This is a genomic window from Kribbella yunnanensis (assembly GCF_039529655.1).
GTDB lineage: Bacteria > Actinomycetota > Actinomycetes > Propionibacteriales > Kribbellaceae > Kribbella > Kribbella yunnanensis.
Window position 1 is genome coordinate 74,840 of the sequence record NZ_BAAANF010000002.1, and the last position, 26,445, is coordinate 101,284.

General features: G+C 67.5%; 34 protein-coding genes, 1 tRNA gene and 1 pseudogene. 16 read left to right on the forward strand and 20 right to left on the reverse strand.

Annotation, left to right across the window (positions count from 1 at the left end; genetic code table 11):
* Window positions 1–285: helix-turn-helix domain-containing protein (locus ABD231_RS01650; protein WP_344144381.1), on the forward strand; the 285-nt coding region annotated here is incomplete at its 5' end.
* Window positions 286–288: 3 nt separating this feature from the next.
* Here the strand turns inward: ABD231_RS01650 and ABD231_RS01655 are convergent.
* Genes ABD231_RS01655 through ABD231_RS01665 form a run of 3 tightly spaced genes read right to left on the reverse strand, consistent with a single transcriptional unit; the run spans window position 289 to window position 2,748 of the window.
* Window positions 289–879 (reverse strand): TetR/AcrR family transcriptional regulator, encoded by a 591-nt coding sequence (locus ABD231_RS01655; protein ID WP_344144383.1) that lies wholly within the window; start codon window positions 877–879, stop codon window positions 289–291.
* A gap of 19 nt (window positions 880–898) precedes the next feature.
* On the reverse strand, window positions 899–1,741 hold the full coding sequence (locus ABD231_RS01660; RefSeq protein ID WP_344144385.1) for an alpha/beta fold hydrolase: 843 nt from the start codon (window positions 1,739–1,741) through the stop codon (window positions 899–901).
* Complete coding sequence (locus tag ABD231_RS01665) at window positions 1,738–2,748, reverse strand: NADP-dependent oxidoreductase (RefSeq protein WP_344144387.1); 1,011 nt, start codon at window positions 2,746–2,748, stop codon at window positions 1,738–1,740. Before ABD231_RS01665 ends, ABD231_RS01660 begins: the two co-directional genes overlap by 4 nt.
* Window positions 2,749–2,846: 98 nt before the next feature.
* On the opposite strand from ABD231_RS01665, the gene ABD231_RS01670 reads away from it, so the two are divergent.
* Window positions 2,847–3,566 (forward strand): hypothetical protein, encoded by a 720-nt coding sequence (locus tag ABD231_RS01670; protein WP_344144389.1) that lies wholly within the window; start codon window positions 2,847–2,849, stop codon window positions 3,564–3,566.
* Window positions 3,567–3,674: 108 nt separating this feature from the next.
* Here the strand turns inward: ABD231_RS01670 and ABD231_RS01675 are convergent, their stop codons facing one another.
* Complete coding sequence (locus ABD231_RS01675; RefSeq protein WP_344144391.1) at window positions 3,675–4,265, reverse strand: hypothetical protein; 591 nt, start codon at window positions 4,263–4,265, stop codon at window positions 3,675–3,677.
* Between the two features lie 39 nt (window positions 4,266–4,304).
* Between ABD231_RS01675 and ABD231_RS01680 the strand changes: the two genes are divergently transcribed.
* A complete protein-coding gene (locus tag ABD231_RS01680) occupies window positions 4,305–4,598 on the forward strand; it encodes a hypothetical protein (RefSeq protein ID WP_344144393.1) in 294 nt (97 codons plus the stop codon).
* Here the strand turns inward: ABD231_RS01680 and ABD231_RS01685 are convergent.
* The gene (locus ABD231_RS01685) at window positions 4,589–5,584 is read right to left on the reverse strand and encodes a phosphotransferase enzyme family protein (protein WP_344144395.1); all 996 of its coding nucleotides are present in this window, start codon (window positions 5,582–5,584) and stop codon (window positions 4,589–4,591) included. The two genes, ABD231_RS01680 and ABD231_RS01685, sit on opposite strands and share 10 nt — an antisense overlap.
* 10 nt (window positions 5,585–5,594) lie before the next feature.
* Here ABD231_RS01685 and ABD231_RS01690 point away from each other — a divergent pair, with 10 nt between their 5' ends.
* Window positions 5,595–6,053: a DUF6882 domain-containing protein gene (locus ABD231_RS01690; RefSeq protein WP_344144397.1), complete on the forward strand. Its 459-nt coding sequence runs from the start codon at window positions 5,595–5,597 to the stop codon at window positions 6,051–6,053.
* Here the strand turns inward: ABD231_RS01690 and ABD231_RS01695 are convergent.
* Window positions 6,040–6,531: a YajQ family cyclic di-GMP-binding protein gene (locus ABD231_RS01695; protein WP_344144399.1), complete on the reverse strand. Its 492-nt coding sequence runs from the start codon at window positions 6,529–6,531 to the stop codon at window positions 6,040–6,042. The two genes, ABD231_RS01690 and ABD231_RS01695, sit on opposite strands and share 14 nt — an antisense overlap.
* A gap of 82 nt (window positions 6,532–6,613) precedes the next feature.
* Between ABD231_RS01695 and ABD231_RS01700 the strand changes: the two genes are divergently transcribed.
* Window positions 6,614–6,696 (forward strand) — tRNA-Tyr (locus tag ABD231_RS01700).
* A 262-nt stretch (window positions 6,697–6,958) separates the two neighbouring features.
* A complete protein-coding gene (locus tag ABD231_RS01705; protein WP_344144401.1) occupies window positions 6,959–7,642 on the forward strand; it encodes a hypothetical protein in 684 nt (227 codons plus the stop codon).
* A 3-nt stretch (window positions 7,643–7,645) separates the two neighbouring features.
* Here the strand turns inward: ABD231_RS01705 and ABD231_RS01710 are convergent, their stop codons facing one another.
* On the reverse strand, window positions 7,646–8,530 hold the full coding sequence (locus ABD231_RS01710; RefSeq protein WP_344144403.1) for a hypothetical protein: 885 nt from the start codon (window positions 8,528–8,530) through the stop codon (window positions 7,646–7,648).
* 132 nt (window positions 8,531–8,662) lie between these two features.
* Between ABD231_RS01710 and ABD231_RS01715 the strand changes: the two genes are divergently transcribed.
* Window positions 8,663–9,400: a phytanoyl-CoA dioxygenase family protein gene (locus tag ABD231_RS01715; protein ID WP_344144405.1), complete on the forward strand. Its 738-nt coding sequence runs from the start codon at window positions 8,663–8,665 to the stop codon at window positions 9,398–9,400.
* A gap of 3 nt (window positions 9,401–9,403) precedes the next feature.
* Here ABD231_RS01715 and ABD231_RS01720 read toward each other — a convergent pair whose 3' ends face one another.
* Window positions 9,404–9,916 (reverse strand): DinB family protein, encoded by a 513-nt coding sequence (locus ABD231_RS01720; protein WP_344144407.1) that lies wholly within the window; start codon window positions 9,914–9,916, stop codon window positions 9,404–9,406.
* Between the two features lie 72 nt (window positions 9,917–9,988).
* Here ABD231_RS01720 and ABD231_RS01725 point away from each other — a divergent pair, with 72 nt between their 5' ends.
* A complete protein-coding gene (locus ABD231_RS01725) occupies window positions 9,989–10,783 on the forward strand; it encodes an LLM class flavin-dependent oxidoreductase (protein ID WP_344144409.1) in 795 nt (264 codons plus the stop codon).
* On the opposite strand, the gene ABD231_RS01730 is transcribed toward ABD231_RS01725, so the two are convergent.
* Entirely contained in the window at window positions 10,764–11,192 is a 429-nt protein-coding gene (locus ABD231_RS01730) for a GNAT family N-acetyltransferase (protein ID WP_344144411.1), read from the reverse strand. The two genes, ABD231_RS01725 and ABD231_RS01730, sit on opposite strands and share 20 nt — an antisense overlap.
* Window positions 11,193–11,271: 79 nt before the next feature.
* Here ABD231_RS01730 and ABD231_RS01735 point away from each other — a divergent pair, with 79 nt between their 5' ends.
* The 3 genes from ABD231_RS01735 to ABD231_RS01745 are packed head-to-tail and all read left to right on the forward strand — an operon-like array spanning window position 11,272 to window position 13,299.
* Window positions 11,272–12,396, forward strand: coding sequence for a hypothetical protein (locus ABD231_RS01735; protein WP_344144413.1), 1,125 nt, complete (start codon window positions 11,272–11,274; stop codon window positions 12,394–12,396).
* A gap of 22 nt (window positions 12,397–12,418) precedes the next feature.
* Window positions 12,419–12,940: a YciI family protein gene (locus ABD231_RS01740; protein WP_344144415.1), complete on the forward strand. Its 522-nt coding sequence runs from the start codon at window positions 12,419–12,421 to the stop codon at window positions 12,938–12,940.
* A 53-nt stretch (window positions 12,941–12,993) separates the two neighbouring features.
* Window positions 12,994–13,299, forward strand: a complete 306-nt coding sequence (locus ABD231_RS01745; RefSeq protein ID WP_344144416.1) for a putative quinol monooxygenase — start codon at window positions 12,994–12,996, stop codon at window positions 13,297–13,299.
* A 120-nt stretch (window positions 13,300–13,419) separates the two neighbouring features.
* On the opposite strand, the pseudogene ABD231_RS42120 reads toward ABD231_RS01745, so the two are convergent.
* Window positions 13,420–13,740, reverse strand: a pseudogene (locus ABD231_RS42120) (alpha/beta fold hydrolase); the annotation flags it as partial.
* Between the two features lie 3 nt (window positions 13,741–13,743).
* On the reverse strand, window positions 13,744–14,169 hold the full coding sequence (locus ABD231_RS01750; protein WP_344144418.1) for a MarR family winged helix-turn-helix transcriptional regulator: 426 nt from the start codon (window positions 14,167–14,169) through the stop codon (window positions 13,744–13,746).
* A gap of 77 nt (window positions 14,170–14,246) precedes the next feature.
* On the opposite strand from ABD231_RS01750, the gene ABD231_RS01755 reads away from it, so the two are divergent.
* On the forward strand, window positions 14,247–15,128 hold the full coding sequence (locus ABD231_RS01755; RefSeq protein WP_344144420.1) for an LLM class flavin-dependent oxidoreductase: 882 nt from the start codon (window positions 14,247–14,249) through the stop codon (window positions 15,126–15,128).
* On the opposite strand, the gene ABD231_RS01760 is transcribed toward ABD231_RS01755, so the two are convergent.
* The 3 genes from ABD231_RS01760 to ABD231_RS01770 are packed head-to-tail and all read right to left on the reverse strand — an operon-like array spanning window position 15,129 to window position 17,177.
* Window positions 15,129–15,905, reverse strand: coding sequence for an aldo/keto reductase (locus ABD231_RS01760; RefSeq protein WP_344144422.1), 777 nt, complete (start codon window positions 15,903–15,905; stop codon window positions 15,129–15,131).
* Window positions 15,902–16,585 carry an RraA family protein gene (locus tag ABD231_RS01765; protein WP_344144424.1) on the reverse strand — a complete coding sequence of 228 codons (684 nt, stop codon included), beginning with the start codon at window positions 16,583–16,585 and terminating at the stop codon, window positions 15,902–15,904. Before ABD231_RS01765 ends, ABD231_RS01760 begins: the two co-directional genes overlap by 4 nt.
* Before the next feature lie 46 nt (window positions 16,586–16,631).
* Window positions 16,632–17,177 (reverse strand): P-loop nucleotide/nucleoside kinase family protein, encoded by a 546-nt coding sequence (locus ABD231_RS01770; protein ID WP_344144426.1) that lies wholly within the window; start codon window positions 17,175–17,177, stop codon window positions 16,632–16,634.
* A 210-nt stretch (window positions 17,178–17,387) separates the two neighbouring features.
* Between ABD231_RS01770 and ABD231_RS01775 the strand changes: the two genes are divergently transcribed.
* On the forward strand, window positions 17,388–18,680 hold the full coding sequence (locus ABD231_RS01775; protein ID WP_344144428.1) for an AlkA N-terminal domain-containing protein: 1,293 nt from the start codon (window positions 17,388–17,390) through the stop codon (window positions 18,678–18,680).
* On the opposite strand, the gene ABD231_RS01780 is transcribed toward ABD231_RS01775, so the two are convergent.
* The 3 genes from ABD231_RS01780 to ABD231_RS01790 all read right to left on the reverse strand — a co-directional run bounded on the left by ABD231_RS01780 (window position 18,645) and on the right by ABD231_RS01790 (window position 20,584).
* Window positions 18,645–19,391, reverse strand: coding sequence for an isocitrate lyase/PEP mutase family protein (locus ABD231_RS01780; protein WP_344144430.1), 747 nt, complete (start codon window positions 19,389–19,391; stop codon window positions 18,645–18,647). The two genes, ABD231_RS01775 and ABD231_RS01780, sit on opposite strands and share 36 nt — an antisense overlap.
* Complete coding sequence (locus tag ABD231_RS01785; protein ID WP_344144432.1) at window positions 19,388–19,684, reverse strand: putative quinol monooxygenase; 297 nt, start codon at window positions 19,682–19,684, stop codon at window positions 19,388–19,390. The genes ABD231_RS01780 and ABD231_RS01785 overlap by 4 nt, the downstream gene beginning before the upstream one ends.
* A 78-nt stretch (window positions 19,685–19,762) precedes the next feature.
* A complete protein-coding gene (locus tag ABD231_RS01790) occupies window positions 19,763–20,584 on the reverse strand; it encodes an alpha/beta hydrolase family protein (RefSeq protein WP_344144434.1) in 822 nt (273 codons plus the stop codon).
* Window positions 20,585–20,708: 124 nt separating this feature from the next.
* Between ABD231_RS01790 and ABD231_RS01795 the strand changes: the two genes are divergently transcribed.
* Window positions 20,709–21,503 (forward strand): class I SAM-dependent methyltransferase, encoded by a 795-nt coding sequence (locus tag ABD231_RS01795; RefSeq protein WP_344144436.1) that lies wholly within the window; start codon window positions 20,709–20,711, stop codon window positions 21,501–21,503.
* A 1-nt stretch (window position 21,504) separates the two neighbouring features.
* Here the strand turns inward: ABD231_RS01795 and ABD231_RS01800 are convergent, their stop codons facing one another.
* Window positions 21,505–22,302, reverse strand: coding sequence for a TrmH family RNA methyltransferase (locus ABD231_RS01800; RefSeq protein ID WP_344144438.1), 798 nt, complete (start codon window positions 22,300–22,302; stop codon window positions 21,505–21,507).
* A 121-nt stretch (window positions 22,303–22,423) separates the two neighbouring features.
* Window positions 22,424–23,626, reverse strand: a complete 1,203-nt coding sequence (locus ABD231_RS01805) for a TerC family protein (RefSeq protein ID WP_344144440.1) — start codon at window positions 23,624–23,626, stop codon at window positions 22,424–22,426.
* 103 nt (window positions 23,627–23,729) lie between these two features.
* Here ABD231_RS01805 and ABD231_RS01810 point away from each other — a divergent pair, with 103 nt between their 5' ends.
* Window positions 23,730–24,338 carry a TetR/AcrR family transcriptional regulator gene (locus tag ABD231_RS01810; RefSeq protein WP_344144442.1) on the forward strand — a complete coding sequence of 203 codons (609 nt, stop codon included), beginning with the start codon at window positions 23,730–23,732 and terminating at the stop codon, window positions 24,336–24,338.
* A gap of 69 nt (window positions 24,339–24,407) precedes the next feature.
* The gene (locus tag ABD231_RS01815; protein ID WP_344144444.1) at window positions 24,408–25,907 is read left to right on the forward strand and encodes an FAD-dependent monooxygenase; all 1,500 of its coding nucleotides are present in this window, start codon (window positions 24,408–24,410) and stop codon (window positions 25,905–25,907) included.
* On the opposite strand, the gene ABD231_RS01820 is transcribed toward ABD231_RS01815, so the two are convergent.
* A complete protein-coding gene (locus tag ABD231_RS01820; RefSeq protein WP_344144446.1) occupies window positions 25,874–26,431 on the reverse strand; it encodes a helix-turn-helix domain-containing protein in 558 nt (185 codons plus the stop codon). The two genes, ABD231_RS01815 and ABD231_RS01820, sit on opposite strands and share 34 nt — an antisense overlap.
* Between the last annotated feature and the right edge of the window lie 14 nt (window positions 26,432–26,445).

A 26,445-nucleotide genomic window follows, 5' to 3' on the forward strand; every position in this document is an offset into this window, starting at 1 on the left:
ATCGAAGCCAATCTCGCCCGCCCCGTCACAGTCGCCGCCGTAGCCCGCATCGCCGGCGTCTCCCACAACCACCTGACCCGCCTCTTCCAAGCCGAAACCGGCTCCACGGTCATCGGCTACCTTCGCCGCCGCCGCATGACCCGAGCCAGGCACCTGCTCGTCTCCTCCACCCTCTCCATCCCCGCCGTAGCAGCCTCCGTAGGCATCCCCGACCTCCAAGCCTTCAACAAGGCCTGCCACCGAGAACTCGGAGCGTCCCCGCGCTCCATCCGTACGACGGCCTAGCAGCTACCCGCGGAGCAGCGCACGGACCTGATCCCTGATCTCCTGGACGACGTCGTTGATCGGGTTGGTGCGGTTGATCGTCGCGGCCATGCTGAGGAACATGATCGCGGAGACGATGTGCGCGAGTGCCGCGGCATCGTCGGCGCTGAACCGCTCGTCCCGCCGCAGCACGTCGGCGATCGCTTCTTCGGTCTGCACGGTCAGGGCGAGCGCGTCGCGGTGGTGGGGTTCCGCAGGGTCGCCGAAGACGATCTCGCGCAGGTAGGTCCGTCCGTTGTCGACCTGCTTGCGGTTGCACTCCACGACCGGGCGGACGATCGCCAGCACCGCATCCAGTACGTCGGGGATGCGTTCGGCCGCCGACCTGCCTTCCACCAACGCTTCGGCGTACCCGGAGTTCTGGACGAGCAGCAGGAGTTCGCCCTTGGACTTGGCGTAGAGGAACAGCGTGCCCGCCCCGATGTCGGCCTTGTCGGCGATCTCCTGGGTGGTCACCTCGTCGACGCCGCGCTCGGCGAACAGCTCCTGGGCGGCGGCGGTGATGCGATCGAGCTTCTCCTGCTTGTTCCGCTCGCGCCGTCCGACCGGTGGCATGATTGCCGTCCTTCCGTGCTCACAGGCTGAGAAACTCCACGGCGACCGGGGCGAACTTGTCGTGGAACTGGAAGATGCCGCCGTGCCCGGAATCAGGGTAGATGACCAGCTGGGAGCCCTTGATCCGGCGGTGCAGATCCTCGGACAGTACCGAGGGCACCATCCGGTCGTTGTCGCCGTTCGCGATCAGGGTCGGCTGGGTGATCTTCGACAGGTCGGCCGGCGTCGAGCGCCCCCACTTCTTGATCGCCTTCAGCTGGGTCTGCATCGCCCGCAGCGAGGTGGGAGTGTCACGGTCCGCAGTGCGCTCCTCGAGCCGCTGCACGAACGCCCGGGCAGCCGGCTTGCCCGTCGCGTTGCGATTGAAGAACAGGAACTCCTTCGGATCCGAGCGGTTCAACGTTGCCCGCAGGATGTCGTAGTACGTCACGCCGGCGATCTTGTCCAGGTCCTTCCCGCCCGCGGGACCGGTGCCCGTGAGGACGAGTTTGCGGACGAGGTCCGGGTGCTTCGCGACGAGGGCCTGGGCGACCATGCCGCCGAGGGAGAACGAGAACACGTCGATCGTGTCGAAGCCGAGCGCCGTGACGAAGGCGTAGGCATCGTCGGCCATCGCCTCCACACTGTCCGGGGCCTTGCCGGTCGACGCCCCGACACCGCGCTGGTCGAAGGCGATCACGTGCCTGGTCTGCGCGATGGGGTCGACGATGCGCGGGTCCCAGTTGTCCAGGTTCGCGGCGAGATGAACGAAGAAGACGACAGGGATGCCGCCCTTCGGCCCCAGTTCGCGATAGGCGTAGGTGACGCCTTTGGCGTCGACTGTTTGGGTGGGCGCGTCCTTGTAGGCCGTGATGACGTTCATGCTGCTTCTCCGGTTTCTGTTGTTCTGGTGATGACGGTCTTGCCTTCCTTGCCCAGCGACTGCAGCGCCTCGACGGTCTGGTCGAAGCCGACGACTCGGCGGACGACCGGGCGCACCGCACCCTTGTCGACGAGTTTGGTGAGCTCGCGCAGCTGGTCGCCGCTGGCGCGCATGAAGAGGAATTCGTAGGTCACACCCCGGCGCCGCGCTTGGCGGCGAATGCTGCTGCTGAGGGCGGTCATCGCCAGCCGCAGCACGGGATTCGCGCCGAGTTCGCGACCGAACGCCGGGTCGGGCGGCCCGGCAATCCCGATCGCCTTGCCACCAGGACGCAGTACACGCAGGGACTTCTCGAGGTTCTCGCCACCGAGGCTGTCCAGTACGACGTCGTACCCGGTGAGGAGTTGTTCGAAGTCCTGGCTGCGGTAGTCGATGGTGTGGTCCGCGCCGAGCTCCCGGACGAAGTCGACGTCGTCTGCACCGACCGTCGTAGCCACCGTAGCGCCCAGATGCTTGGCGAGCTGGATCGCGATCGTCCCGACTCCGCCGGCGCCGGCGTGGATGAGAACCCGTTGCCCTGGTTGCAGATCGGCTCGCTCGACCAGTGCCTGCCAGGCGGTCAAACCGACCAGAGGCAGCGACGCCGCTTCCTCGAAACTGATCGAGGCCGGTTTGAGCGCGAGGTCCTCCTCGGCGATGGCAATGCGTTCGGCGAGCGTCCCGATCCGGTCCTTGCCGGGCCGCGCGTAAACCTCGTCGCCCGGCGCGAATGTTTGAACCTTCTTGCCGGTGCCGATCACCGTCCCGGCGACGTCGTTGCCGAGGATCAGCGGCAACTCGTACCGAAGGACCTGCCGGAACTCACCCGCCCGGATCTTCTCGTCCAGCGCGTTGAGCCCGGCCGCCCGCACCTCGACCAGGACGTCGCGCTCCCCGACGACAGGCTCCGGCACCTCCGCTTCCTGGATCGGCCCCTTGTACTTCTTGACCACGAACGCTCTCATCATGCCTTCTCTCTGAGTCTCCTCAATAATGAGTCTACTCAGAATTCTTGTCAAGAAAATGCGCTGGCCGCCGCTGAAGAGCGCCGGTTAGCGTGCGCGGTGTGTTGATCCCCGTCGCGGACGCTCCGCAGTACGAGTCAGAGGCCGCCGTACGATTCGCCGAGGGCTGGCCCGAATTCATCTTCCACGACGCTGCGTCGTCGCAATGGAACTCGCGTCGTACCGAGTACTTCCCCGACTGGGAGTTCTACTTCACCGCCGACGACCACCTGGCCGCCGGTTGCTGGGGCGTCCCGCTGGCCTGGGACGGAACGGTCGCCGACCTCCCCGGCGGCTACACGGACTCGCTCGCGCGGTCGGTGACGTCGTACGAAGCAGGCGTCGTACCGAACACCTTCGTCCTGATGGCCGCCGCCGTACTCCCCGAGTTCCGCGGCACCGCCGCCGCCCTCATCACCGCAGTCCGCGATCGAGCCGTTGCGGCAGGACTGGGGCAGGTCGTAGCTCCCCTACGCCCCACCTGGAAACCCCGCTACCCCCTGACCCCCATAGAGACCTACGCCACCTGGACCCGCCCCGACGGCCTCCCCCTGGACCCCTGGCTCCGCACCCACACCCGCCTAGGCGCCACCATCCTCACCCCTGCCCCCACCTCCCAGACCATCACCGGCTCGGTAGCCGACTGGGAAACCTGGACCAAGATGTCCTTCCCCACCACCGGCCCCTACGTAATCCCCGCCGGCCTCTCAGTCCTCCACATAGACCGCTCCACCAACACCGGCACCTACACCGAACCCAACATCTGGGTCCGCCACGCCTAACCCCGTCGCGAAGAACACGTAGTAGTACCGGATTCGCCCCCGCCAAGCTCGTTGGTGAGCGCAACAGACCGGCCATCAGCCGACTACTACGTGTCCTTGCCGACACCCTCAGCTGTCATCCTCCTCGGCCGGCCGCCGCCGAGTCCCCTCCGGCGTGAACCGCAGCGACTCGACGAACAGGCCACCGCACCGCCCCGCCAGCACCACCTCGTCGTCGCCGCAGTGGAACCACACGATCGGCTCACCCGGCCGGCCATACCCAAGCACGCCGTCGCCGCTGCTCGTGGTCCGCACCGAGGGTTCCCCGAACCGCTCGACCACGTCCCCCCGACTGCGATCAACCGCACACCACTGCGCGAACCGGTCCCGCACCACGCCGTACTCCTCGGCCGTCAGTGTCCGATCAAGTACGAGCCACCCATGCTCGTGCGCATAGTCGGCGTACACGGAGGCGGCCGCATTCTGCTCCGTTCCTGGCATCAACTGCCGCACCATGCCCGTAACCCCGATCGACGACCACGCGCCCCGGGCCTCCAACGCGTTGATCCAACCCCGCTCATCGCCGGTCTCCATGACGTATGTGACATTGCGCATCGCGTTGCCGAGCCCGTCCTCGTCCCGCCCGTACATCCCCGGCCGACGGATAGCGCCGTTCAACTGCTCGATGAAGTGCTGCTGAATCTGCTCAACGGTCAGCATGATGGGGGCCTCCGGTTCCGCAAGACTTTGGAGTAGGCGATGAAGTTAGGCGAAGTTGCCGCCCGCCTCGAGCAGTTCGACGAAGAGCTGACGATCTACGCCGCGAGGCCGTGGACGATCGACTCGGAGGCATCGCTCAAGGTGAACGAAGACCACACCACCCGGCCGGTGGACGGCCTGGACTACTTCCTCGAGGTGAACATAGCGGTGGAGGTAATCGAGACCTGGAGCGTGCATCGGCCGGGCGAGGTCCCGACCACCGCCGAACGCTGCGAGGCGATCGTGTTTTACGCGGACAACGACTGCTACCTGGTCCCGGGCGGCTACGGCTGAGCGGCCAGGCCCTTGGTGAGGATGCCTCGGGTGATGCGGAGGCAGTCTTCGCGGTCGGGGCCGGTGAGGGCCTGGTGCGACCACAGGACGACGTCCTCGCGCGCACGGACATGCCGGTAGTACTTCACCGCCTCGTCGTCGATCACGTGCGGTCCATAGCCCCTCAGGAACGCCTCGAGCTGCTCAGGTGAGGTGGGCCCGACATCGCCCATCCCGCCCAGCATGAACATCAGGTCCTGCTCACGCGGTGCCAGGATCACGTCGTCCCAGTCGATCAGGTGTACGCCGTCCTTCGCGACGAGCACGTTGCCGAGGTGCGGATCGCCATGGCAGACCACCCGCGGCCCTTCTGGCGCCGGCGGATCGCCGCCCAGCAGTACGCCGATCGTCGCCGCGTGCTCCTCCCATAGAGCGCCCAGCGCCGCCTCCACCTCGTCCTCCGGCGCCTGCGCGAGCCGCTCCCGCACTTCCGCGGCCGCCGCCGGGACCCGAGCATCGATGTGACTCCGCCTCGGCAACGCGTCCCGCAACCGCACCGGGGGCTCCGCGTCGTGCACCCGCCGCAGCAGAGCGCCGTACTCGGCCCACTCCGCACCCGTGAGCCCAACCTCAGCCGCCCGCGCCCCCTCGATCCACGGCGTCACCGTCAGCCGCTTCTTCTGCCCGTGGAAGGTCCACAACCCACCCTCCACCGTCCGCACGACCTCCGGTACGCCGGGCAGCCCGCAATCACCCAGGTACGCCGCCACCTGGTGGCCGGTGTTGGTCCCGGCCCCACTCCACTTCACGGCGTACGCATTGGTCGCCGTACTGACCCTCCAGACCTGCGCGGCCAGGTCCGCCCCGTAGCCGACGGGTGAGAGTTCCACCACATCCAGCCCGAAGTCGTCGTACAACCACCGCCGCAGCAACGTGTCACCCACGCCGCCCAGCATGCCCGCCGTACCGGCCCGCGGCGAGGTCTTTTCGGACCTGTCGGCTGGCATGATCCGGCGGATGGAACATGATCACCAGGAGTGGGACCGCATCGTGCAGGAGGCAACCACCCGGGCCGCGGCGCGACAGGAGCAGCTGGTCGAGCAGCTCGGTGACGACGTCCAGTACGACTGGGACCTGGAGCAGGCCACCATCACCTGGTCCCGCGCTGGCCAGGCGTTCCGCACCGCCCGGCTGACGCTGATCGGCACCGTCAGCCTGGCCGAGTCCACCTGGCTGTGGTCCTGGGCGAACGACTCACTCCCGCCGGCCTCGGTCGGAGACATGCCGAAGGTCCGCCAGTACGGCGAGGCGCACGGGTACCCCGTGCTCCCCTGGCCCTCGTTCAACAACCACCCGGGTCTGGTGAAGGAGGCCCGGGTGGTGTCTGCCGCCGTACTGGACGCCACCGCGCTCTGGACCGATCAGTCAGGCGACGTCGTCCTGCACTTCCTCCTGCACGACCTCACCGGTAGTTGACGAACTGCACCGCGAAGTCCAGGTCCTGCCCCTTGATCAGCGCCTGCACGGCCTGCAGATCGTCCCGGCTCTTGCTGGAGACCCGCAACTCCTCGCCCTGGATCTGCGCCTTCACACCCTTGGGCCCCTCGTCCCGAATCAGCTTCGACAGCTTCTTCGCGTTCTCCTGCGTGATCCCGGCGCTGATCGAGGCGTTGATCTTGTAGATCTTCCCGGACAGCTTGGGCTCGTCGGCCTCCAGCCCCTTCAGTGAGATCTGCCGCTTGACGAGCTTGTCCTTGAGGACGTCGAGAACGGCGTTGCAGCGCTCCTCGGTGTTCGCCTGCATGTCGATCGCCTCGCCGGACAGCTTGATGCCCGCATCCACGTTCTTGAAGTCGAACCGCTGGCTGATCTCCTTCGCCGCCTGGTTCACGGCGTTGTCCACCTCCTGCTGATCGACCTTGTTCACGATGTCGAAGGAGGACTCCGAAGCCATGGGCACTTCCTTTCCGATTTGCTGTGAGGGGCACCTACTGTTGTATCGTCTCCCACGCCGGTTCACGAACCGGCAGCACCCTGGCGGGTTGCCCGAGTGGCCAAAGGGAGCAGACTGTAAATCTGTCGGCTTATGCCTACGCAGGTTCGAACCCTGCACCCGCCACAGGCGCTAAAACAGCCCCTGACTTGCGAACCAGCAGGTCAGGGGCTGTCTTCTTGTGTCGACCGAGTCCGGCCACCTACGGTCGTCTGGCTCACAGGCGGGTCATGGAGTCCGCGCGGGCTGGAACGGAGATCCGTCGCGGCCACTTGCCGGTGGCTGGGGGCGGATGCATGCTCGGGCTAGGGGTTGCTTGGTGGCGCGGGCGGGCTTGGTGCGTGGAGCACTTTGGAGCTGCCCGTGCTCGTGGGGGGTGGGAGGCGGTATGGACGGGTCAGGGGCTCTTCGGCGTGCGGGATGGGCGGGCGCTGCTTCGGTTGTGTTGCTTGCTGGGGCGGTGGCGTTGTGCTCGCTGGTTGGGGTTGACGACGCGGGGATGTCGGATGCGGCCATTCTGGAGCGGCTTAACGATGGTGGGCGGCAGGCTGCTGCTGGTGTGGGGGTGCCGGTGCTTGCTGCGGGGGTTGGGCTGTTGTTGTGGTTTGCCAGTGGGCTGCGGCTGGTGCTGGATCGGTTGTCTGGTGGGGACCCGCTGGTGCATGTGGTGGTGCCGGCTGTGGCGATGTTTGGTGGGTTGATGATCACTGGGGTCTCGCTCGATGTGGGGAGTGCGTTTGCGGCGTGGTCGGACGAGTTCACCGCCGATGCGGACACCGTGCGGGCGGTTGGCATGGGAGGGCAGGTTCTGGCGCTCACTGGGCTGATCGGGTGCGGTGTGCTGGTGGCTGTGACCACCCGGATCGCGCGGCAGGCGGGTGTGTTGCCGACGTGGGCTGTGTGGGTGTCGTACGTCGTTGTCGCGTTGTGCCTGGCTGGGTTCTGGAGTGGGGGTATGGCGTCTGTGGCCTTCGGGTTGTGGCTCATCGGCGCCGTTGTCGGGGTGCTGCGCGCGGCACGGCCGGCACCGACCGTGCCGGCGCAGGGGTCACCGGCTCCTGAGGCGGCTTAAGGCTTAGGTGCCGCAGAGGATGGTGGCGTAGAGGGTTTGGAAGTCGGGCTCATCGTTGCGGAGGGTGGCGTACCAGCGGTTGCTGAGGACGTCGGCGTGGATGAGGGTGCCGATGGCGCCGCCGCTGAGGATGGTTTTGCCTTCCGGGCAGCCTGCGGAGATGTAGAGGCGACCGCCTGGGAAGACGGAGGTGGCGGGGGACCAGTCGTAGGTGAGGTAGCCGAGGCCGTCGGCGCAGATGGATTGGACGGTCAGGGTGCGGGCTACGGCGTCGTTGTTGCGGACCGACGCCCAGTAGCGGTTCTCGGCGACGATGGGCTGGAGGCGGACGAGGGTGGTGTTGTCGGTGTCGGCCCAGGCGCCGCCGCCGATGACCTGGCCGGACGTGCACTGGGCGCCCCCGGCCGCGATCGCGTTCGGGTGGGCCAGGATGGTCGCCGTACGGATGGTGTAGTTGTTCAGGCCGCTGTAGCAGATGACCTGCATCGTGACGGAGCGGACGGTGTTGGTGTAGTTGGCCACGGTGACTCGCCAGCCGGCGCCGGCGTCCAGGGCGCGGGTGGCTTTGAGCTCGGGGCCGCCGTCCCATTCGGCGTATGCGCCGCCGCCGGTCGCGACCATGCCGGCTGGGCAGTAGGCCCAGGCGTACCAGTAGCGATAGGGCTGTACGTCGAAGGTGAACTTGCGCACCTCTGTCCGGGCGAGGGCGCTGCGCGCGGCCGGGGTGTTCGGCCTGGGTGGCGGGGTGAACTCCTTGGGCGGGCCGCCGATCCGTCCGGCGTCGGTTGCGCCTCCGGTGGGTGGGGCGGCTGATGTCGGCAGCAGTGTGCCGCTGAAGAGGAGTAGTGCTGCTGCGAGCAGCAAGAAGACGCGACTGATCAATCTCAACACAGTGATCCCCCAGGTGTTTGAGCTGTGCTCAGACGCTAGGTGGCTGCTGTGTCACGGGTCTTTCACCCTGATCTCACCGACGGAGAAACTCGGTGGCGAGCCGGTACGGCGGGCGCTCAGCATGGGGAGATGGTGAGCGAAGACCAGTTGGAGGAGTTTGCGCGGGACGGGATATTGCAGCTACCGCAGGCCTTCGGGGCTGAGGATGCGGCTCGGGTGCGGGACGGCGTGTGGCGTGAGTTGGGTGCGCTGTACGGGATGCGGCCGGACGACCGCAGTACCTGGGAGCCGCACAGGCCCACCGGGCTGAAGGTCAGTCGGAAGGATCCGGCGGCCAACGCGATTCTCGGGCCGGTGCTGCGGGGCGTGCTGGATCAGTTGCTGGGGGAGTGGGTTGAGCCCACGCATCAGGGGCAGGTGTTGGTGACGATGCCTACCGGGGACGAGTGGGCAGTACCGCATCGGCAGTGGCACACAGATGTGGGGTACGACGATGTGCCGGCGGGACTGAAGGTTTGGGCGCTGCTAGGCGACATCGAGGCTGGCGGCGGTGGGACGCCGCAGGTTGTGGGGTCGCATCGGGTGATCGAGCGGTACTTGCAGGGGACCGACGAGCGGGACTTCACCACTGTGCGCGATGCGGTGCTGGGATCTCACGAGTGGTTTCGGCAGCTAACTCGTGCGGATCGCGACATCGACCCCACCAGGGAGGCGGAGGTGGACGGGATTCCGGTGCGCGTGGTTGAGCTGACCGGGAGCGCCGGGGATGTCTACATCACGCATCCGTGGGTGCTGCACTCGATTGCGCCGAATGCGCGGGAGACGCCGCGGATGATGCGAAGCCGGATGATGTGGCGGAAGGACTGAGCGCTACTCGCCTACGGAGCCGTCGATGGATTCGCGGAGGAAGTCGGCGTGGCCGTTGTGGCGGGCGTACTCCTCGATCATGTGCAGGACGATCCAGCGGACACTGGGCACCTCACCGCCGGGCAGGCTGCGGCGGGCGGGTTGGTCCAGACCGCCGTTCGTCAGGGTCTCGGTCAGCAACGTGCGGGATCGGGCGACTGCGGCCTCCCAGAGAGCGTGGAGGGCCTCGGGAGTCTCGTGGACGGTCCAGACCTCTTCGGGGTTGAGGCCGGCCCATTGCGGGTGGCGCTTGTTGCCTTGCATGCGCCGGGAGAACCAGTGGTCCTCGTAGTAGGCGAGGTGTTTGAGCAGACCGCCCAGGGTCATCGTCGAGGCGCCCACAGTCGCCTGTAGGCCGGCTGCGTCCAGGCCGGCGCACTTCCAGGCGAAGGTCGCGCGGTGGTACTCCAGGAAGCCGATGAGCGACTCGGTCTCGCCTGCTGCGAGCGGGGGTTCGGGGCGCTCGAAGGTGGTCATGACCGCGAGTTTAGGACGGCCGCCAGGAGGTCGCCGCAGGAAACTGTCGGTGGGCCAAGTTAAAACGGGTGGATGAGATACGGATTCATCTTGCCCGGTGGGACTGCTGGTGAGCAGTTGGAGCAGGCTGTGGCGGCTGAGCGGGCCGGGTGGGACGGCGTGTTTGTCTGGGAGGCGGCGTACGGCGTGGATCCGTGGGGGCTGCTGTGCGCGGTGGCGGCGCGGACGGAGCGGATCCGGTTGGGGACAATGCTGACGCCACTGCCTTGGCGGCGGCCGTGGAAGGTGGCCAGCCAGGTGGTGACGCTGGACCAGGTGTCCGGTGGGCGGGCGACGCTGGCTGTGGGTGTGGGGGCGATTGAGACGGATCTGCCGCGGACGGGTGAGGAGTTGGAGCTGCGGACACGCGCGGCGATGCTCGATGAGGGGATCGACCTGATCCGGGAGCTGTGGGCCGGCGGGATCAACTACCAGGGTCAGTACTACGAGTACAGCTGCGAGCGTGATGACCTGGCCCAGGTGGGGCGGCCGGTGCAGGAGCGGATTCCGATCTGGGTCGTCGGAGCGTGGCCGCGGCCGAAGTCGATGCGGCGGGTGCTGCGTTGTGACGGCGTACTGCCGCAGTTCGCGCCTGGGCAGGACACACCCGCGGAGCTGGCGCGGCTCAAGGCTTGGCTGGGCGAGCGCGAGATAGAGGTCATCGCCGAGGGCGAGTCGCAGGATGCGACCGCTGTGCAGCCCTGGGCCGAGGCAGGGGCGACCTGGTGGCTCGAGACGCGCTGGGAGATGCCGCATCACTCCGCCGAGCGGATGCAGCAGGTCCGCGAGCGCATCGCGGCCGGCGCGCCTAGACCTTCCGGGTCATGAAGACGTCGACCGGGTCCTCGGAGTCGACGATGAAGCCGTGGCGTTCGTAGAGGCGGCGAGCGGGGCTGCCTTGGAGGACGTTGAGGCGCACCAGACCGTCATGTGAGTCCAGGACGTGCTGCAGTACGGCGCTCCCCAGGCCGCGGCCCTGCATCGAGGGGTGCAGGTAGAAGTGCTCCAGCCACGGGCCGTCGTCGGCCGGGCGGAGGGCGATCGAGCCAGCGAACTCACCGTAGGACTCGATGATCCAGGTGTGGGAAGGATCGAAGCCGTCACGGAAGCGCTGACGGACGCGGCGCTCGTCGTACCGGCCGAGGCGCTCGAGATCTGCACGCAGTACGACGGCACGCAGCTCGGCGAGCGGTTCGACATCCGCCGGGGTGGCGGGGCGGAGGCGCCAAGGGATCATGGGACGAACTCTAGGGTTGGGAATACCGGCCGGGCGGGGCAGGGTTGGCGTTGGTGAGCACAAGTGTGAGAGGGATGGGATGAAGCCGACTGAGTTCGTGAAGGTGAACGCGCAGTTCTGGGGGGAGCACCTCCGGGAGATCAGCGGGCATCTGCCGGTGAGCCACCGGCGGGAGCTGGCCGGTCCGCTGCTGTATCCGCGGATGCTGGTCCTGACGGAGACGCCGGACTGGAACATCGTGGAGCTGGTCGGCATCAGCCGGGAGTACCGCAGTCTCGAGGTGCGGCGGCAGAAGGTCGCGAGCGTCGAGGAGTACTTCGGTGTCAGCGGCGAGGGCTCGGCCGTGGTGACGCTGCCGGGCGAGAACCTGTTCAAGGACGCGACCGTCGCGACGCACGACGGGCGGCGTGAGCTCGAGGCGCGGTTCCCGGGTGTGCGGGCGATGATCGGCCAGGAGTTCTCCGGGCCGGGTGAGGACCTGCTGAAGTTCGCGCCGGGCAACTACTCGACCTTCGACCGGACGCTGCTCGTGCACTCGGCCGGATCCGCGCTGCGGGCGCACTGGGTGTTCTTCGCGCTGGCGATCCACCGCTCGGAGCCCGCCGAGAAGTACCTCGATTTCCTGCGCAACTTCGCCGCCGCCGCGCCGCACACCGACCCGATCGGGACGCTCAGCGTGCCGCGGGCCGACGACGGCGCCGACCTGCAGGGCGCGGTCTTCGCGAGCACGTACCTCGCGCACGACGTACCGAAGTCGACGGTCGACCAGTTCCTGAGCGCCAACGAGGACTTCCTGCTGACGGCGTTCGACGCGACCAAACTGATCCGCCAGCCGCACCTGGAGTGGCAGAGCGGCGACGAGGCCGCCCTGACGCCCGACTTCATTCTGGAGCGGGCCGACGGGTCGCATGTCGTCGGTGACCTGCGGCTTCCGCTGGCCGATGGGGCCAAGAAGCACCGCCGTACGACGACGCTCGCGGCCGGCGTGGACCAACTCGCGCGCGTCACCGCGTACTTCGACGATGCGGACAACCGTGCGTTCGCGAACACGAAGTACGGCGTGGAGATCACGTCGCCGCGCAAGCTCGTGGTGATCGGCTCGCAGGACGTCGTCGACGCCGCGCAGCTGAAGGCGGCGGAGGGTGTCGAGGTGCTCGACTACGACACCATCCTGCGCCTGCATCTCGCCGCAACGACGGCCTGATCGGTTGCTAGGGTCCGATCCCGTGAAGTACTTCGTGTACGGACGGGATCGGGCCGGCGCCGGTGAGCTCAAAGAGCGGCTGACGCCGGAGCACTGGGCGTTCATGGATGGGTACGCCGACGAGCTGATCGCCCGCGGACCCACCCTCACGCCGGACGGCGAGGGCACCACCGGCAGCCTGCACATCATCGACCTGCCGACGTTCGAAGCGGTGAAGACCTTCGCGTACGACGAGCCCTACTACCGCGACGGCGTCTTCGAATCCGTCCTCATCACCCGCTTCGAGTCGCACACCAGCGGCACGATGTGGGACTTCGCGAACGCGGTCGACGGCTACCACCGCTACCTCGTCCACACCGACGACGCCCCGCGAGAGCTCACCTCGCCGCACATCATCATGTACGGCGACCTCCTGGCCCTCGACTCTGACGCGCACCTCGGCCGCGCCGTACTGCTCGAGGCCCCGGACGCCGAAGCAGCCGCCGCTCTCGCCCAAGCCGATCTCGCCCACGTCCACCCCTGGACTTTCGGCGGCCGCCGCTAGCTGTCTGTTTCGGCGTTCCCCGTCCGTCGGTGGGGTGACGGAAGGAGACAGCGATGACAGTCATCGTGGCCGGCAGCGTGTGGGTGGACCCGGCAGCAAGAGATCAGAACGTCGCCGCGCATCAAGTGATCGTCCGCGCGGCGCGTGCCTACCCGGGCTGCCTCGACTGCTCGATCTCACCCGACCCGATCGATCCGGGTCGCGTGAACATCTTCGAGTACTGGGACTCCGAGGAAACCCTCAACACCTGGCGAGCCATCGCCCCATCCCCCGACCCGACAACCGCCACAATCGAGTCCCAGAAGGTCTTCCTGCACGAAGTTTCCGCCTCCGGCCCACCCTTCAGAGCAACGAACTGACCGACTCGGTAGGCGCCAGAACTCGAGCGGCGGACGAGGCAACCGCGGTTCGCGCTCGAGGCGGCGCATCTCGCCGTCGGTTGGGAAACCGATCGGTGGTAGGCCGCCCATCACGAGTGCGTGGGCGCGGGAGGTGCTGCGCGCGACCATCGCGGCCATGGCTGCGGTCTGCGAAAAACCCCACACTGCAAAGCGATCCAGGCTCTCGTGGTCGAGGACGGTCAGCACCTGATCACCGATCGAGCCGAAGTCGTACGTCGTCGGTCGGTCGCTCGCGCCGAAACCGACGGGATGGATCTCGAGGATGCGGAATCGGTCAGCGAGCCAGTTCGCGGCGGGGAACTCACGCGGCCGGCGGTTGTTCTTGACCAGCACGAGCGTCGGTCCATCGCCGGTGACCTGGTACGCGACTCGGGCGCCTGCGTGCTCGACCGAGCGCATCGGCTAGGCGTTGGTGAGGAGGGATTTGAGCGTGGCGCAGAACTCTGCCCGGGTCGCCGCCGGGAGATGCGCGGTGCGCTCGGTGATGCGGGCGGTGATCGCCTCGTGGGCCTGGTGGGCCAGGGCTTCGCCGGCGTCGGTCAGGTGGATCTCGCAGGCCCGGCGGTCGGTGGGGTGGGCGGTGCGCGCGACGAGGGTACGGCGTTCCAGGCGGTCGACCATGTTGGTGAGGGTCGAGCGTTCGATGCTGAGGATGCGGCTGAGGTCGGTCATGCCTTGCGGACCCATCAGCAGGATGCAGAGCAGGTGCGCCTGCTGCGGGGTGAGACCGAGCGGGCGGCTGGTCTCGGCGTACAGGTCCTGGAGCAGGTGCATCATCTGGATGAGAGCACTGGTCAGCTCGGTGTCGCGCGCCGTCGTCGTCGCCATTGAACCAGTGTAGTCCGGACACCTGATACTTCGTAGGGCTACTATTTAGGCCTACGAACTAAATCAGGAGGCTCATCATGTGGTTCGGATATGGCTCACCGGCCGGGGTTCGCGACGTCAGCAGCGCGCTGCGACTGGCCGACCAAGCTGATCGGGACGGGCTCGATCACGTCAGCGTGTCGGATCACCCGTACGTCGCCGACCTGCTCGACGCATACGCGGCGATCGGCGTACTCCTCGGCCGTACGACGCGGCTGTCGGCGTTCGTCAATGTCACCAACCTGCCGTTGCGCCCGGCGCCGGTGCTGGCGCGGACGGCGACCTCGCTCGCGGCGTTGTCGGAGGGTCGATTCATCCTGGGGCTCGGGGCCGGCGGAGCGTGGAACGCGATCACCACGATGGCGGTGCCGGAGCTCCGCCCGGCGGCTGCGGTGCAGGCGTTCGAGGAGGCGATGCAGCTCGTCCGCGGCTTGTCCGACGGTGGGAATCCGCAGCCCACGAAGCACTACCCGATCGGCGATCTCCAGCCTGCCGCGGTCGCCGCGCCGCTGATCTGGACCGGTTCGAAGGGGCCGAGGTCGCTGGCCGCGACCGGCCGTCAGGCCGACGGCTGGATCCCGGGCCACGCGGCCGACTGGTTCAGCGAGGGGTATCGCTCGGCCCGCCCGATCATCGACGAGGCCGCGCTGGCGGTCGGCCGCAAGCCCGCCGACATCGCCACGATCTACAACTTCCCCGGCGAACTCACCAGCTCGCCAGTACGTCGTACTCGCGGCGAGGACGGTGTCTGGATCGGCGGTTCCAGCGACCAGTGGGTCGAGGAACTCACCGGTGCGATCCTCGAGCACGGCGCCGGCGGCTTCACGCTGTTCCCGCGCGGAGCCGAGCCGTTCGACGTCCAGCTCGCGCGCTGGAGCAACGAGGTCGCCCCAGCCGTCCGCGCCGCCGTCGGTTGCTGATCAGCCGAGTACGGCGAGCTCCTGTGCCGTCAGCTGGATGTCGCCGGCCGCGACGTTCTGCTCCAGGTGCGGGATCTTGCCGGTTCCCGGGATCGCGAGGATGTTTGGCGCGCGTTGCAGAGTCCAGGCGAGCCGGACCTGCTGCGGGCTGACCCCCTGGGCGTCGGCGACGGCCTGGACCGCGGCGGTCGGTGCCCCGACCATCGAGGAGAACGGCACATAGGCGATGCCTTCAGCGGCACACAGGTCGACGAGCGGGTCGTCGGTGCGGACGTCGACCGAGTAGCTGTTCTGCACGCAGACGACCGGCGCGATCGCGAGCGCCTCACGCAGGTGGTCGGCGCGCACATTGGAGATGCCGAGGTGCTGGATCAGGCCCTCGTCGCGCATCGCAGCCAGTACGGCGAAGCGGTCGGCGAGCGGACCGCTGTCGTCGGAGACGCGGAGGTTGACCAGGCCGAGCGAATCGACACCGAGAGCGCGCAGGTTGTCCTCGACCTGCGCGCGGAGCTCGGCGGCGGTGGTGGCCTGGTAGAAACCGCGGTCGGGGTCGTTCCCCGGGCCGACTTTCGTCGAAATCAACAGCTCCGGCGGGTACGGCGAAAGCGCCTCGCGGATCAGCTCATTCGCAGGCCCGTAGAACGCCGCGGTGTCGAAGTGGTCTACTCCGAGCTCGACGGCACGACGCAGTACGGCGACGCCGGAGACTGCATCGAGCCGCATTGCGCCGAACCCGATCCGCCGTACGGTGTAGTCACCGAGCTTCCAGGTGCTCACTCTTCGACCGCTCCCTTGACCGCACGCAGGTGCTGACGGAAGGTCAGCGACGGATCGGCCGCCCGGGCCGTCAGGTACTCCTTGAATCTGACCTGCTCGCGCAACGAACGGCCGGACCGGATCTCGGCGGCCTGTTTGCGCTCGGTGTCGCGGATGGACTCGGCCAGGTCGAACAGTTCGTCGATCCGGTCCGCCGGGACGAAGAGTACGCCGTCTTCGTCGCCGAGCACGAGATCGTCGCGGGTCACGGTCCACCCGCCGATAGTTGCCGCGAGCAACGCATCGGCCGGTAGTGGGTCGAGTCGAAGTGGACCGGTCGGCAATGCGCCGAGACTGAACACCGGTAGCCCGATCTCCTGTATATCAACGGTATCGCGGTGCAGACCCCAGATTACGATCCCACTCAGACAGGCGATCTGTGCCTCGCGGGCGACCATGTCACCGACACAGGCTTCGTCGCGGCGCCCGCTGTTGTCGACCACGAGCACGTCGCCTTCGGCAGCATCCTCGAACGCCTCCAGGAAGATGTCGACGCTGCCCACGTGCTGAGCCGGCAGCGCTCGCCCGGCAATGCGGCCGCCGACCACGGAGGTGAGTGACACCGTCCGAACCGGAACACCTGCGCGGAGACAGGCGTCTGCCACGTGTGCGGTGGTGAGTTCGTCGAACCGTTCCAGCATCCCCAGACCCCTCTTCAATCGCGTTACCGACGACAGTAATAGGTGCCTAGGACAGAAACTGCAGGATCTCGCGGAACGACGGCTTGTAGTCCTCGACCGACGTGTCGACGGTGAGGCACGGAACCGGCAGATCCACGGCCTGGAAGGCGTTGTGGGTCCGCAGTCGGGCATCCGCGGTGATCTGCGCGTCCTCGTGTGCGGCACGCCGCGGGTCGGTCGCGGTCCGCGCGGTGATGCGGTCGAGGGCGATCTCGGCGGGGACCGTGCACTGCAGAATGCGAAGGTCGGCTTGGCCGAGCAAAGGGCTCAGGCCGGGTGACCAGATGCGGTCCTGGAACGCGGCTTCGGCGACGATCGTCGTACCGCGGCCGACGAGCAGACCGATCACATCGAAGAACGTCGACAGTGTCCGCATCGTGAGCGGATCACCCGGTCCGGCGACGAATCCCGGGGTGGCGTGGGCCATCCCCTCCTTGATCTCGTCCCGGCAGATCGCCGGGCATCCGATCGCACCCGCCACCCGGTGCGCCAACGTCGTCTTGCCGGTCCCCGGTGGACCACTTACGACGACGACCAGCGGCTTCGAGTCCACCGCCGAACCCTAGCCATCTCGGCCGCGACCCGCCAACCGAAATCCGCGCAACGACAGGACGTATACGCCGATTTGATGGTCCGGGCTGGGGCGCTGAGCGGGGCGGTAGGTCTATACGTCCTGTCGGTCGGGTGATGGGACGGAAAGTGTCGGTGGGGGTGGTTAGCGTTTGGGGCATGACGGGGAGGGCTTGGGATTGGGGGTGACGGCGTGACCACGTATTCGGCGGTTCGGACTACGGGGATCTATTGCCGGCCGGGGTGTGGGGCGAAGCCGCTGGCGGAGAACGTGCAGACGTTCGAGCTGGCGGCTGCGGCGGAGGCTGCTGGGTTCCGGGCGTGTTTACGGTGCCGGCCGTATCGGGTGGCGGGCACGGTCGCGGACGAGGCGCCGGAGCTGGTCTGCCGGGCGGTGCAGCTGATCATCGCGGGAGTGCTCGATGCCGCGGGGGAGGCGGCGCTGGCGGCGCGGATCGGGGTGTCGGCGCGGCATCTGCGACGGATGTTCCATGAGCATCTGGGGGTGACGCCCGATCAGTTCGCGCGGTCGCGGCGGGCGCATTTCGCGCGGCGGTTGCTGGATGATAGTGATCTGGGGATCGCGGAGGTGGCGTTCGCATCCGGGTTCGGGAGTCTGCGGCAGTTCAACCGGGCGATGCGGGAGATCTTCCGGGCCGCACCGAAGGAACTGCGGGATCGCCGGCGGAAGGCGGATCGGTTGACGGCGGACGGCGGGCTGGTACTGCGGTTGCCGTTCACCCCGCCGTACGACTGGGAGGCGATGAGCGCGTTCCTCAAGGCCAACGCGATCCCGGGGGTGGAGTCGGTCGAGGACGGGATCTATCGGCGCACCATCACGCTGGACGGCGAACCGGGCCTGCTGGAGATCGGGCCGGGCGGGCCGGATCACCTCCTGCTGCAGGCCCATCTGCCGTTCTGGGAGGGCGTCATCCACGTGGTCGACCGCGCCGCGCGCCTGGTCGGTCTCGAGACGGACACAAGCACAGCCCGGCAGTTCCTCAGCACCGACCCCGAGATCGGTCCCCGCCTCATAGAACGACCAGGCCTGCGGGTGCCTGGAGCGTGGGGCCCGTTCGAAGTGGCGGTCCAGGCGGTGGTCCGCGATCAACTGCCAGCTGACGAAGCGGACGACGTACTGCGGAAGATTGTGGAGGTGTACGGGGTTGCGGTGCCGGGGTTGGGGTTTGGGTTGACGCATTTGTTTCCGGGGGCGGAGGCGTTGCGTGGGGTGGAGCCGGTGGCTGAGTTGGCGCGGGAGGTTGCTGAGGGCAACCTTGAGTTGGAGTGTGGAAGTCCGGAGGAGTTGGGGCGGCGGTTGGAGCAGGTGGCTGGGGTGAGCCGGCGGGCGGCGCAGTTGGTGGTGATGCGCCTTGGCGGGCGAGATGCCTGGCCGCTTGAGGGCGATGCCGGACATCTCAGCCCGTGGAGGTCCCTGGCTGCTTTCCATCTAGGCCAAGGTGTCGTAGGTGCCGGTCTTCAGTAGCTCGGTTGCGGCGGCGGTTGCCAACGCGTAGGCGCGAGCTGTGATGGCTGGGCCGACGCTGATGCGCGTGACGCCGAGTTCGACGAGCTCGGGGACTGATGGTGCGCCGGGGCCGGCCATCACATTGAGCGGTAGCGGGGAGTCGGCGGCGAGTGTGCGGATGGTCGGTGCGTCGACGACGGCCGGTACGAAGAGCACGTCGGCACCGGCTTCGGCGTACAAACCAGCACGGTCCATCGTGCCGGCGCCGTCGCCGAACATGTAGGTGTCGGTGCGCGCGTTGATCACGAGGTCGATGCCGAAGGCAACGGCAGCCGCGCGGGCCGCGCGAATGCGAGAAGCGTAGACGGATGGTTCGTCGAGGACACCGCCGGTGCTGTCTTCGAGGTTGACACCGACAGCGCCAGCCTCCAGTACGGCGGTCACAGCCGCCGACACGTCGCCGTACCCGGCCTCGATGTCGACCGTGACCGGCACCGAGACCGCAGCGACGATCGCACGGATCGCACCGACTGCGGCGGCCATCGACAGCCCACCACCGTCGGACACCCCGAGCGACCAGGCGACCCCGGCGCTCGTGGTCGCGATCGCTAAAGCCCCGGCCGCCTCGATCGCACGAGCCGAACCGGCGTCCCACGCGTTCGGCAGGACGAGCGGCGGCTGCGCGTGGAGCGCCCGCAGCCGCCGGGCCTGCTCAGCCTGCGTGGTCACAGGCTCACCAGCAGTTCGTGGTCGTGCTCGACGAACTCGACGATCAGATCCGCGAACCGGCCCGCGATCAGATCCTTGTACGCCGCCGATCCGGTGTGCGCGTCGTACGCCGCCTGGTTCGCGAAGTGTTCGACGAACAGCAGGTAGTCCGGGTTCGCCGGGTGCCGGTAGACGCGGAACGACAGCGTGCCCTCCTCAACCCCCGGGCCGAGCGGCGCGAACGAACGCACGATCTCCTCGGCGAAGGCCTGGTTACCGGGCTTGAGCTGGATGGGAAACACCTTGGCCAACATGAAAGTTCCTCCTGAAGGGTCTGTTCGAAGCCCTTCAAGATTCGCCCGCCACCCACCTCAGAGTCTGGCCATATTCGGTCAAGTACGTGAGCGCAGCCGATCCGGCAGCCCCGGCAGGTCCAGCCACTGGGCGAGGAACCGGGCCCGGTCGCTGTACGCCGCCACCTCGTTGATCACATGCCCGGTGTCGTACCACCGGAATTCCTTCGGCTCACTCCCCGCCGCGAAGAACGCCTCGCAATGCGCCCGGCTCACGTTCGGATCAAACCAGGCCGACTGGAACAGCAGAGCCGCCGGTGCCGCGTCGCCGACGAAGTTCCCGCAGTCGTACGGTTCTATCAACGCCAGCAGCGGTTCGTATTCCTCCGGCGTCATCGACTCCCGCACCCGCTTGGTCTCCGGGTGCGCGGTGTCGCGGTAGAAGATGCTCATCCCGGACAGCCCCGAGTCGAACACGAAGCACCGGAACCGCCGGTCGATCCCGCTCACCGTGCCGGCCATCATCGCGCCCATCGAGTGCCCGACACAGCCCAACCGATCGACGCCGTACGACGTGAGCAGGTCGGCGCCGCGCCGGATTGCGAGGATCGATTCGCGCAGGTTGCGGACCGAGTCGCCGGTGTCCGCGATCGCCAGTGACAGCGCGATCCCGCCGGCCTCGGCGACCTGGATCGCCTCCGGCAGGAACCCCTCCTTGCCGCCGGTGGAGTGCTGGTAGATCACTCCGGCCACCTCGTCGCCGGCCAGCAGTGCGCCGGACGGAAAGGCCAGAAAGCCCTCGACCGGTGAGCCCTCGGCGTTGTCGTAACGGCATCGGGCCACGACCACGCCGTCGCGCTCACCCAGGACCTCGACGTCCGCGTGCAGCGGCAGCGCGTCGTCGTACGAGAGATCAACCATGGCATCAGGGATAGAAGCATTTGCTCCAGGCAACTAGTAGGTATCGCTATGCGAGACGATATGTCTCATGAAGCAAGATCTTGGGCTACCGTGAGGCGTGTCGCCGAGGGCAAAGGAGCCTGGGATGAATAACGTGTACACGCACGGCCACCACGAGTCCGTACTGCGTTCGCACAGCTGGCGGACCGCGGAGAACTCGGCCGGCTACCTCCTCCCGCATCTGCGCCCTGGCATGTCGCTGCTCGACATCGGCGCCGGTCCCGGCACCATCACCGCCGACCTCGCCCGACTGGTCGAGCCCGGCCGGACGACCGCGCTCGAGGCGACCTCCAAAGCCTTGGACATCACCCGCGAGACCTTCGCCGAGCTGGACCTCGAGATCGAGTTCGTCGTCGGCGATGTCCACAAGCTTGATATCCCCGATGACACGTACGACGTCGTCCACGCGCACCAGGTGTTGCAGCACGTCGCGGATCCGGTCCAGGCGCTCCGCGAGATGCGGCGAGTCTGCAAACCAGGTGGGATCGTCGCTGCCCGCGACTCGGATTACCGCGCGTTCGCTTGGTACCCGACGCTCCCCGAGCTCGACGAGTGGATGGCGCTCTACCAGCGGATGGCCCGCGCCAACGGTGGTGAGCCGGACGCGGGTCGGCAGCTGCTGTCGTGGGCGCTCGAGGCCGGGTTCGAGAAGGTCGATTCCTCGGCGAGCAACTGGACCTTCGCCGATTCCGATGGTCGCGCGTTCTGGGGCGGGATGTGGGCCGACCGCATCCTGCAGTCGGCGATGGCCGATCAGGCCCGACTGGCCGGCGTACCGGAGGCCACGCTCGAAGGGATCTCGGCCGCGTGGCGAACGTGGGCGACCAGGCCCGACGGCTGGATCTCCATCCTGCACGGAGAGATCCTCTGCACCGCCTGACTCACAACGAGCGCTGGCGGGAAACCTCATACAGTACGGCGGTCGCCGCGTTGGCCGCGTTGAGCGAACTGGCTGCGCCGGTGATCGGGATCCGGACCAACACGTCAGCCGCTTCCTTCCACGCGGAGCTCAACCCGTTGGTTTCGTTGCCGATCAGCACCAACGCGGGCTGCGTGAAATCGAAGTTGAAGACATCGACGGTGCCCGACTCGTCGGTCCCCGCGATCACGATCGGGACGTCAGTACGTCGTACCCAGTCGATCACCTCGCGGTGCGATGGGACTCGGACCGCCGGTACGGCGAACAACGAGCCCGTGGTCGCGCGGACCGCCTTCGGGTCGTAGATGTCGGCCGCGTGGCCGGTGACGATCACGCCGGACGCGCCGAAGGCATCGGCGGACCGGATGATCGAGCCGATGTTGCCGGGGCCGGTGGGACGATCGAAGACGACCCCGAGGAAGTGGGGGCCGACCGGAATCCGATCGAGGTCGTCAGCCGGCATCTCCACGACCGCGATGAGCTCAGGTTCGTCCTTCTCCGCAAGCTCAGCCAGCAGCGCAGGCTCCATCGCAATGCGCTCCACACCCGGCAGTCGTCCCAGCAGCTCGCGGGCCCAGGTCGACAGCGGCCGCGCGGCATCGTGGATCACCGCCCGAATCGGCCACCCGTGATCCACCGCGAGCGAGATCGGCCGCACCCCATGGACGAGGAACTCCCCGGCCCGCTGCCGCTTGTTCCGATTCCCCAAGTACGACTGCCACACCTGGAACCGGGCGTTCCGCGTCGAGATCCGCTGCATCCGCCTACCCTAGGCGCGCACGTTGTCGGTAAGGACACGTGGTAGTCGCCGAATCGGTCCCCGGCCCGCAAAGCCCAGGCGTGCAGCTGGCTATACGTAGGTCCCTACTACGTGTCCTTCGCTACGGCTGGATGTAGCCCTTGGTGTGGCCGGCGTGGAGGGTGGCGTGGGTTTCGGAGACCTGATGGCAGAGGGCCAATAGCTCCGGCTCGTTCTTTACTTGCTGGCGGGCTTTGGGGCCTAGGGCGACGATGTGGTCGCGAGCGCGGAGGAGGCGGAGGAAGATGCGTTCGCGCTCGCCCGGGTCGTCGGTGTACTCCTCATCCAGGTACGCCGTTGCGTCGCGACGGATGTGGGCCATCGCCGTCTGGGTCCGGCCGCGCGTGCTGAGCAGCGACGCGAGGATGGTGAGCACGAGCACGACCAGGATCACCACGAGCGACAGGCCGGTGCTGATCTCGCCGACCTCGATGTGTTCGCCGTCGTTGATGAACGGCAGGTTGTTCTCGTGCAGGGCGTGCAGGATCAGCTTGGCGCCGATGAAGGCGAGGATGACCGCGAGCCCGAACGACAGGTAGATCAGCCGGTCCAGCAGACCGTCCAGCAGGAAGTAGAGCTGCCGCAGGCCGAGCAGACTGAAGGCAGTCGCGGTGAAGACGACGAAGACGTTCTGGGTGAGACCGAAGATCGCCGGGATCGAGTCCAGCGCGAACATCAGGTCGGTACCGCCGATGGCCACCATCACCAGCACCATCGGAGTCATCAGCCGTTTGCCGTCGACCACCGTGAACAGCTTGTCGCCGTCGAAGTCGGGGCTGGTCCGGAACATCCGGCGAGCCAGCCGGACGACCAGGTTCTGCGCCGAGTGCGACTCCTCGGTCTCCGGTTTGAGCATGCTGCCTGCGGTCAGCAGCAGCGCGATCCCGAACAGGTAGAACACCCAGGAGAACGTGTTCAGCAGCGCCGAGCCGAGGAAGATGAAGCCGGCCCGGGCGATCAGCGAGACCACGATGCCGACCAGCAGCACCTTCTGCTGGTTCTCCCGGGGCACCCGGAAGCTGGTCATGATGATCAGGAAGACGAACAGGTTGTCGACCGACAGCGCCTTCTCGGTGATGTAACCGGCGAAGTACTCCGAGCCCATCGCCGAGCCGCCGAAGATGAAGGTGCCGAGCCCGAACAGCACCGCGATCCCGACGTACAGACCGGACCAGATCGCGGCCTCGCGCACGGTCGGGACGTGCGCGGATCGGACGTGGAAGAAGTAGTCGAACAGCAGCAGCCCGATGATCCCGAGCAAGGTCAGTACCCAGACCAGCGTCATGGGCCCCAGCCAATCACGGCGGCAGCGCCGCAGAAGCCAAGTGTTAGAAATTTGCCGAAAAGGCATCTTTGCCTAAAGGGCAAGTTTGTGTAGAGTCGATGCCATGACCGAGGGACTGCGGGAGCGGAAGAAGCGCGAGACCCGGATCGCACTGAGTTGGGCGGCGGTCCGGCTGGTCGTCGAGCGCGGCTACGCCAATGTCCGGATCGAGGACATCGCCGCCGAGGCCGGGGTCTCGCTGCGGACCTTCCGCAACTACTTCACCAGCAAGGCCGAGGCGATCGCGGCCCGTCAGGTCGACCGGGGCCACGCGGTCAACGCTGCGCTCCGGGAGCGCCCCGCAGACGAGCCGTTGTGGGAGGCGATTCGCGCCGCGGTCGCCGCCGGCTTCACGCTCGGGGAAGAGGGGCATGGCGGTCTGCAACTGCCGGACGAGTCCTGGCTGGCCGGCGTTCGGTTGATGGTCGCCGAGCCTGCGCTCCAAGGCGCGATGGCAGGTGCGCAAGCCGCCGTCACCGAAGAGCTGATCGTGATCGTGTCCGAGCGGACCGGAGCGACCGGCGTCTATCCACGGCTGGTTGCCGAGGTCGTCGGCGCCGCCCAACTGACCGCGACGCACGAGTGGCTGCGCGCCGATCCGCCGCGGTCGATGTTCGAGCTGTTCAACGAGGTCCTGGACCGGATCACCGCCGGTCTGCCCGAACCCTCCTAAATCTCCAACCACCAAGACCCTGGCCAGCAGCCGGGGTGCTGAGTCCTGCCTTCGCAAAGGAGAACCGCCATGGATGTCGATGTCGTCATCGCCGGAGCCGGACCGAACGGCCTGCTCCTCGCCGCCGAGCTGAGGCTCGCCGGAGTCCGCCCGATCGTGCTCGAACGCCTCGCCGAACGCAGCAACGAACAGCGCGCCAATGGCCTGGTCGGCCAGGTCGCCCGCGCCCTCGACCGCCGCGGTCTCGCCGAACCTCTCGGCGCCGAACCAGGCGGTCCGACCCCGCGTCCGGAGTACATCTTCGCCGCGATGCGCCTGCCCCTGCAGCTGATCGAGGACAACCCGATCTACATCCTGCCGTCGCCGCAGCCGAAGATCGAAGCGGTCCTCGAGGAGCGCGCGCTGGAGCTCGGCGCCGAGCTGCGCCGCGGCCACGAGCTGGCCGACTTCACCCAGGACGCCGATGGCGTCACCGTCGAGGTCACCGGTCCGGACGGCCCGTACACGCTGCGCGCCAAGTTCCTCGTCGGCGCCGACGGCGGTCGCAGCCGCACCCGCAAACTCGCCGGGATCGATTTCGTCGGCGTGACCAACGACGCCATGGTCTCCCGGACCGGCCACGCCTCCGTTCCCTCCGAGTACTTCGATGAGCAGGCCGGCGTACTGCGGATTCCCGGGTACGGCGACGTGCCGCCGTACATGCATCATCGCTCGGACCACGGCCTGTTCGTCTACGCGCCGTTCCCGGGTCGCCCCGCGCTGGTGAGCACCGGCGAGTGGGATGACGCCGGGGAAGCGGAGATGACGTTCGAGGAACTCCAGGCGAGCGTCGATCGCGTTCTCGGCGTCCATCTTCCGCTGACGCAGGAGACTCCGTTTGTACGGCGAACTGTCGGCGGCAACACGCGAATCGCCGACCGGTTCCGGGCCGGCCGAGTGATCCTGGTCGGCGACGCGGCCCACGTGCATTCGGCGATGGGCGGTCCGGGACTGAATCTCGGACTGCAGGATGTCCTCAACCTGGGTTGGAAGTTGGCCGCCGAGGTCCAAGGCCGAGCGCCGGAAGGCCTGCTCGACACCTACGAATCCGAACGCCGGCCGGCCGGTGAACGAGTCGTCATGCAGACTCAGGCGCAGTCCGCATTGATTGCCCCCGGCCCCGATGTCACCGCACTTCGGCAGGTGTTCGCCGAGCTGCTCACTGAGCCCGCGGTCGTCCAGCATGTCGCGGATCTGATCTCCGGCGCGGACATCCGGTACTTCGATGGTCCGCATCCGCTGATCGGTCGGTCGGTCCCTGACCTGACCGTCGACGGTGTTCGTCTGGCCGAGATCCTGCGCTCGGGTCGACCGGTACTGCTTGATCTGCTCGAAGGTTCGCCGTACAAGTTGCAGGCGACTGACGAGGTCGACGTGGTAACCGGTAGTGGTGAGCGGCAGATCGCGATGCTGATCAGGCCGGACGGGTATGTCGCGTGGGCCGCGGATAACGGCACTGAGACCGCAGGTCTGCAAACCGCGCTGAGTAAGTGGTTTCAGGTGCGCGACTTGACCAGCGCAACGACGTAACGACAGGAGGTGTCGTTCGGATTGTGGAATGTGGTGGGCGACGGTGCGCCTAGCTGGAGGCAATCGCCGGCGTTCAGCTCATATACGTCCTGTCCTTCGTGGAACTCCAACCGGCCCTCGAGGATCCACAGCTGCTGGCTCTTGAAGATGTACGCGTCGGCCGGATAGGAAACCGAGGCTCCGGGTGGCAGCTCGACCTCGACCAGCTCCAGTGGTCCTTCGGTCACCGGTGACAGGGCCCGGCGGCGGTAGCCGGTGACCGGGTCGGTCCACACCGGCTGGTCCTCCGCGCGACGGAGGAGGTCGCCGGTGTGTTCGGCTCGGGCGACCAGCTCGGACAGGGTCATCCCGAGGGCGCCCGAGAGCCGGCCGAGCAGAACCGCGGTCGGCTGGGCCTCGCCGCGCTCGATCTTGCCGATCATGGCGCGGGAGACGCCGGAGCGCTCGGCGAGCGCGTTCACGGAGAGATCCTGGGCGATCCGGGCGGCGTGCACGGTCGCGGCGAGCGAGTCGGAGAGATTCACAGTTGCCACTATAG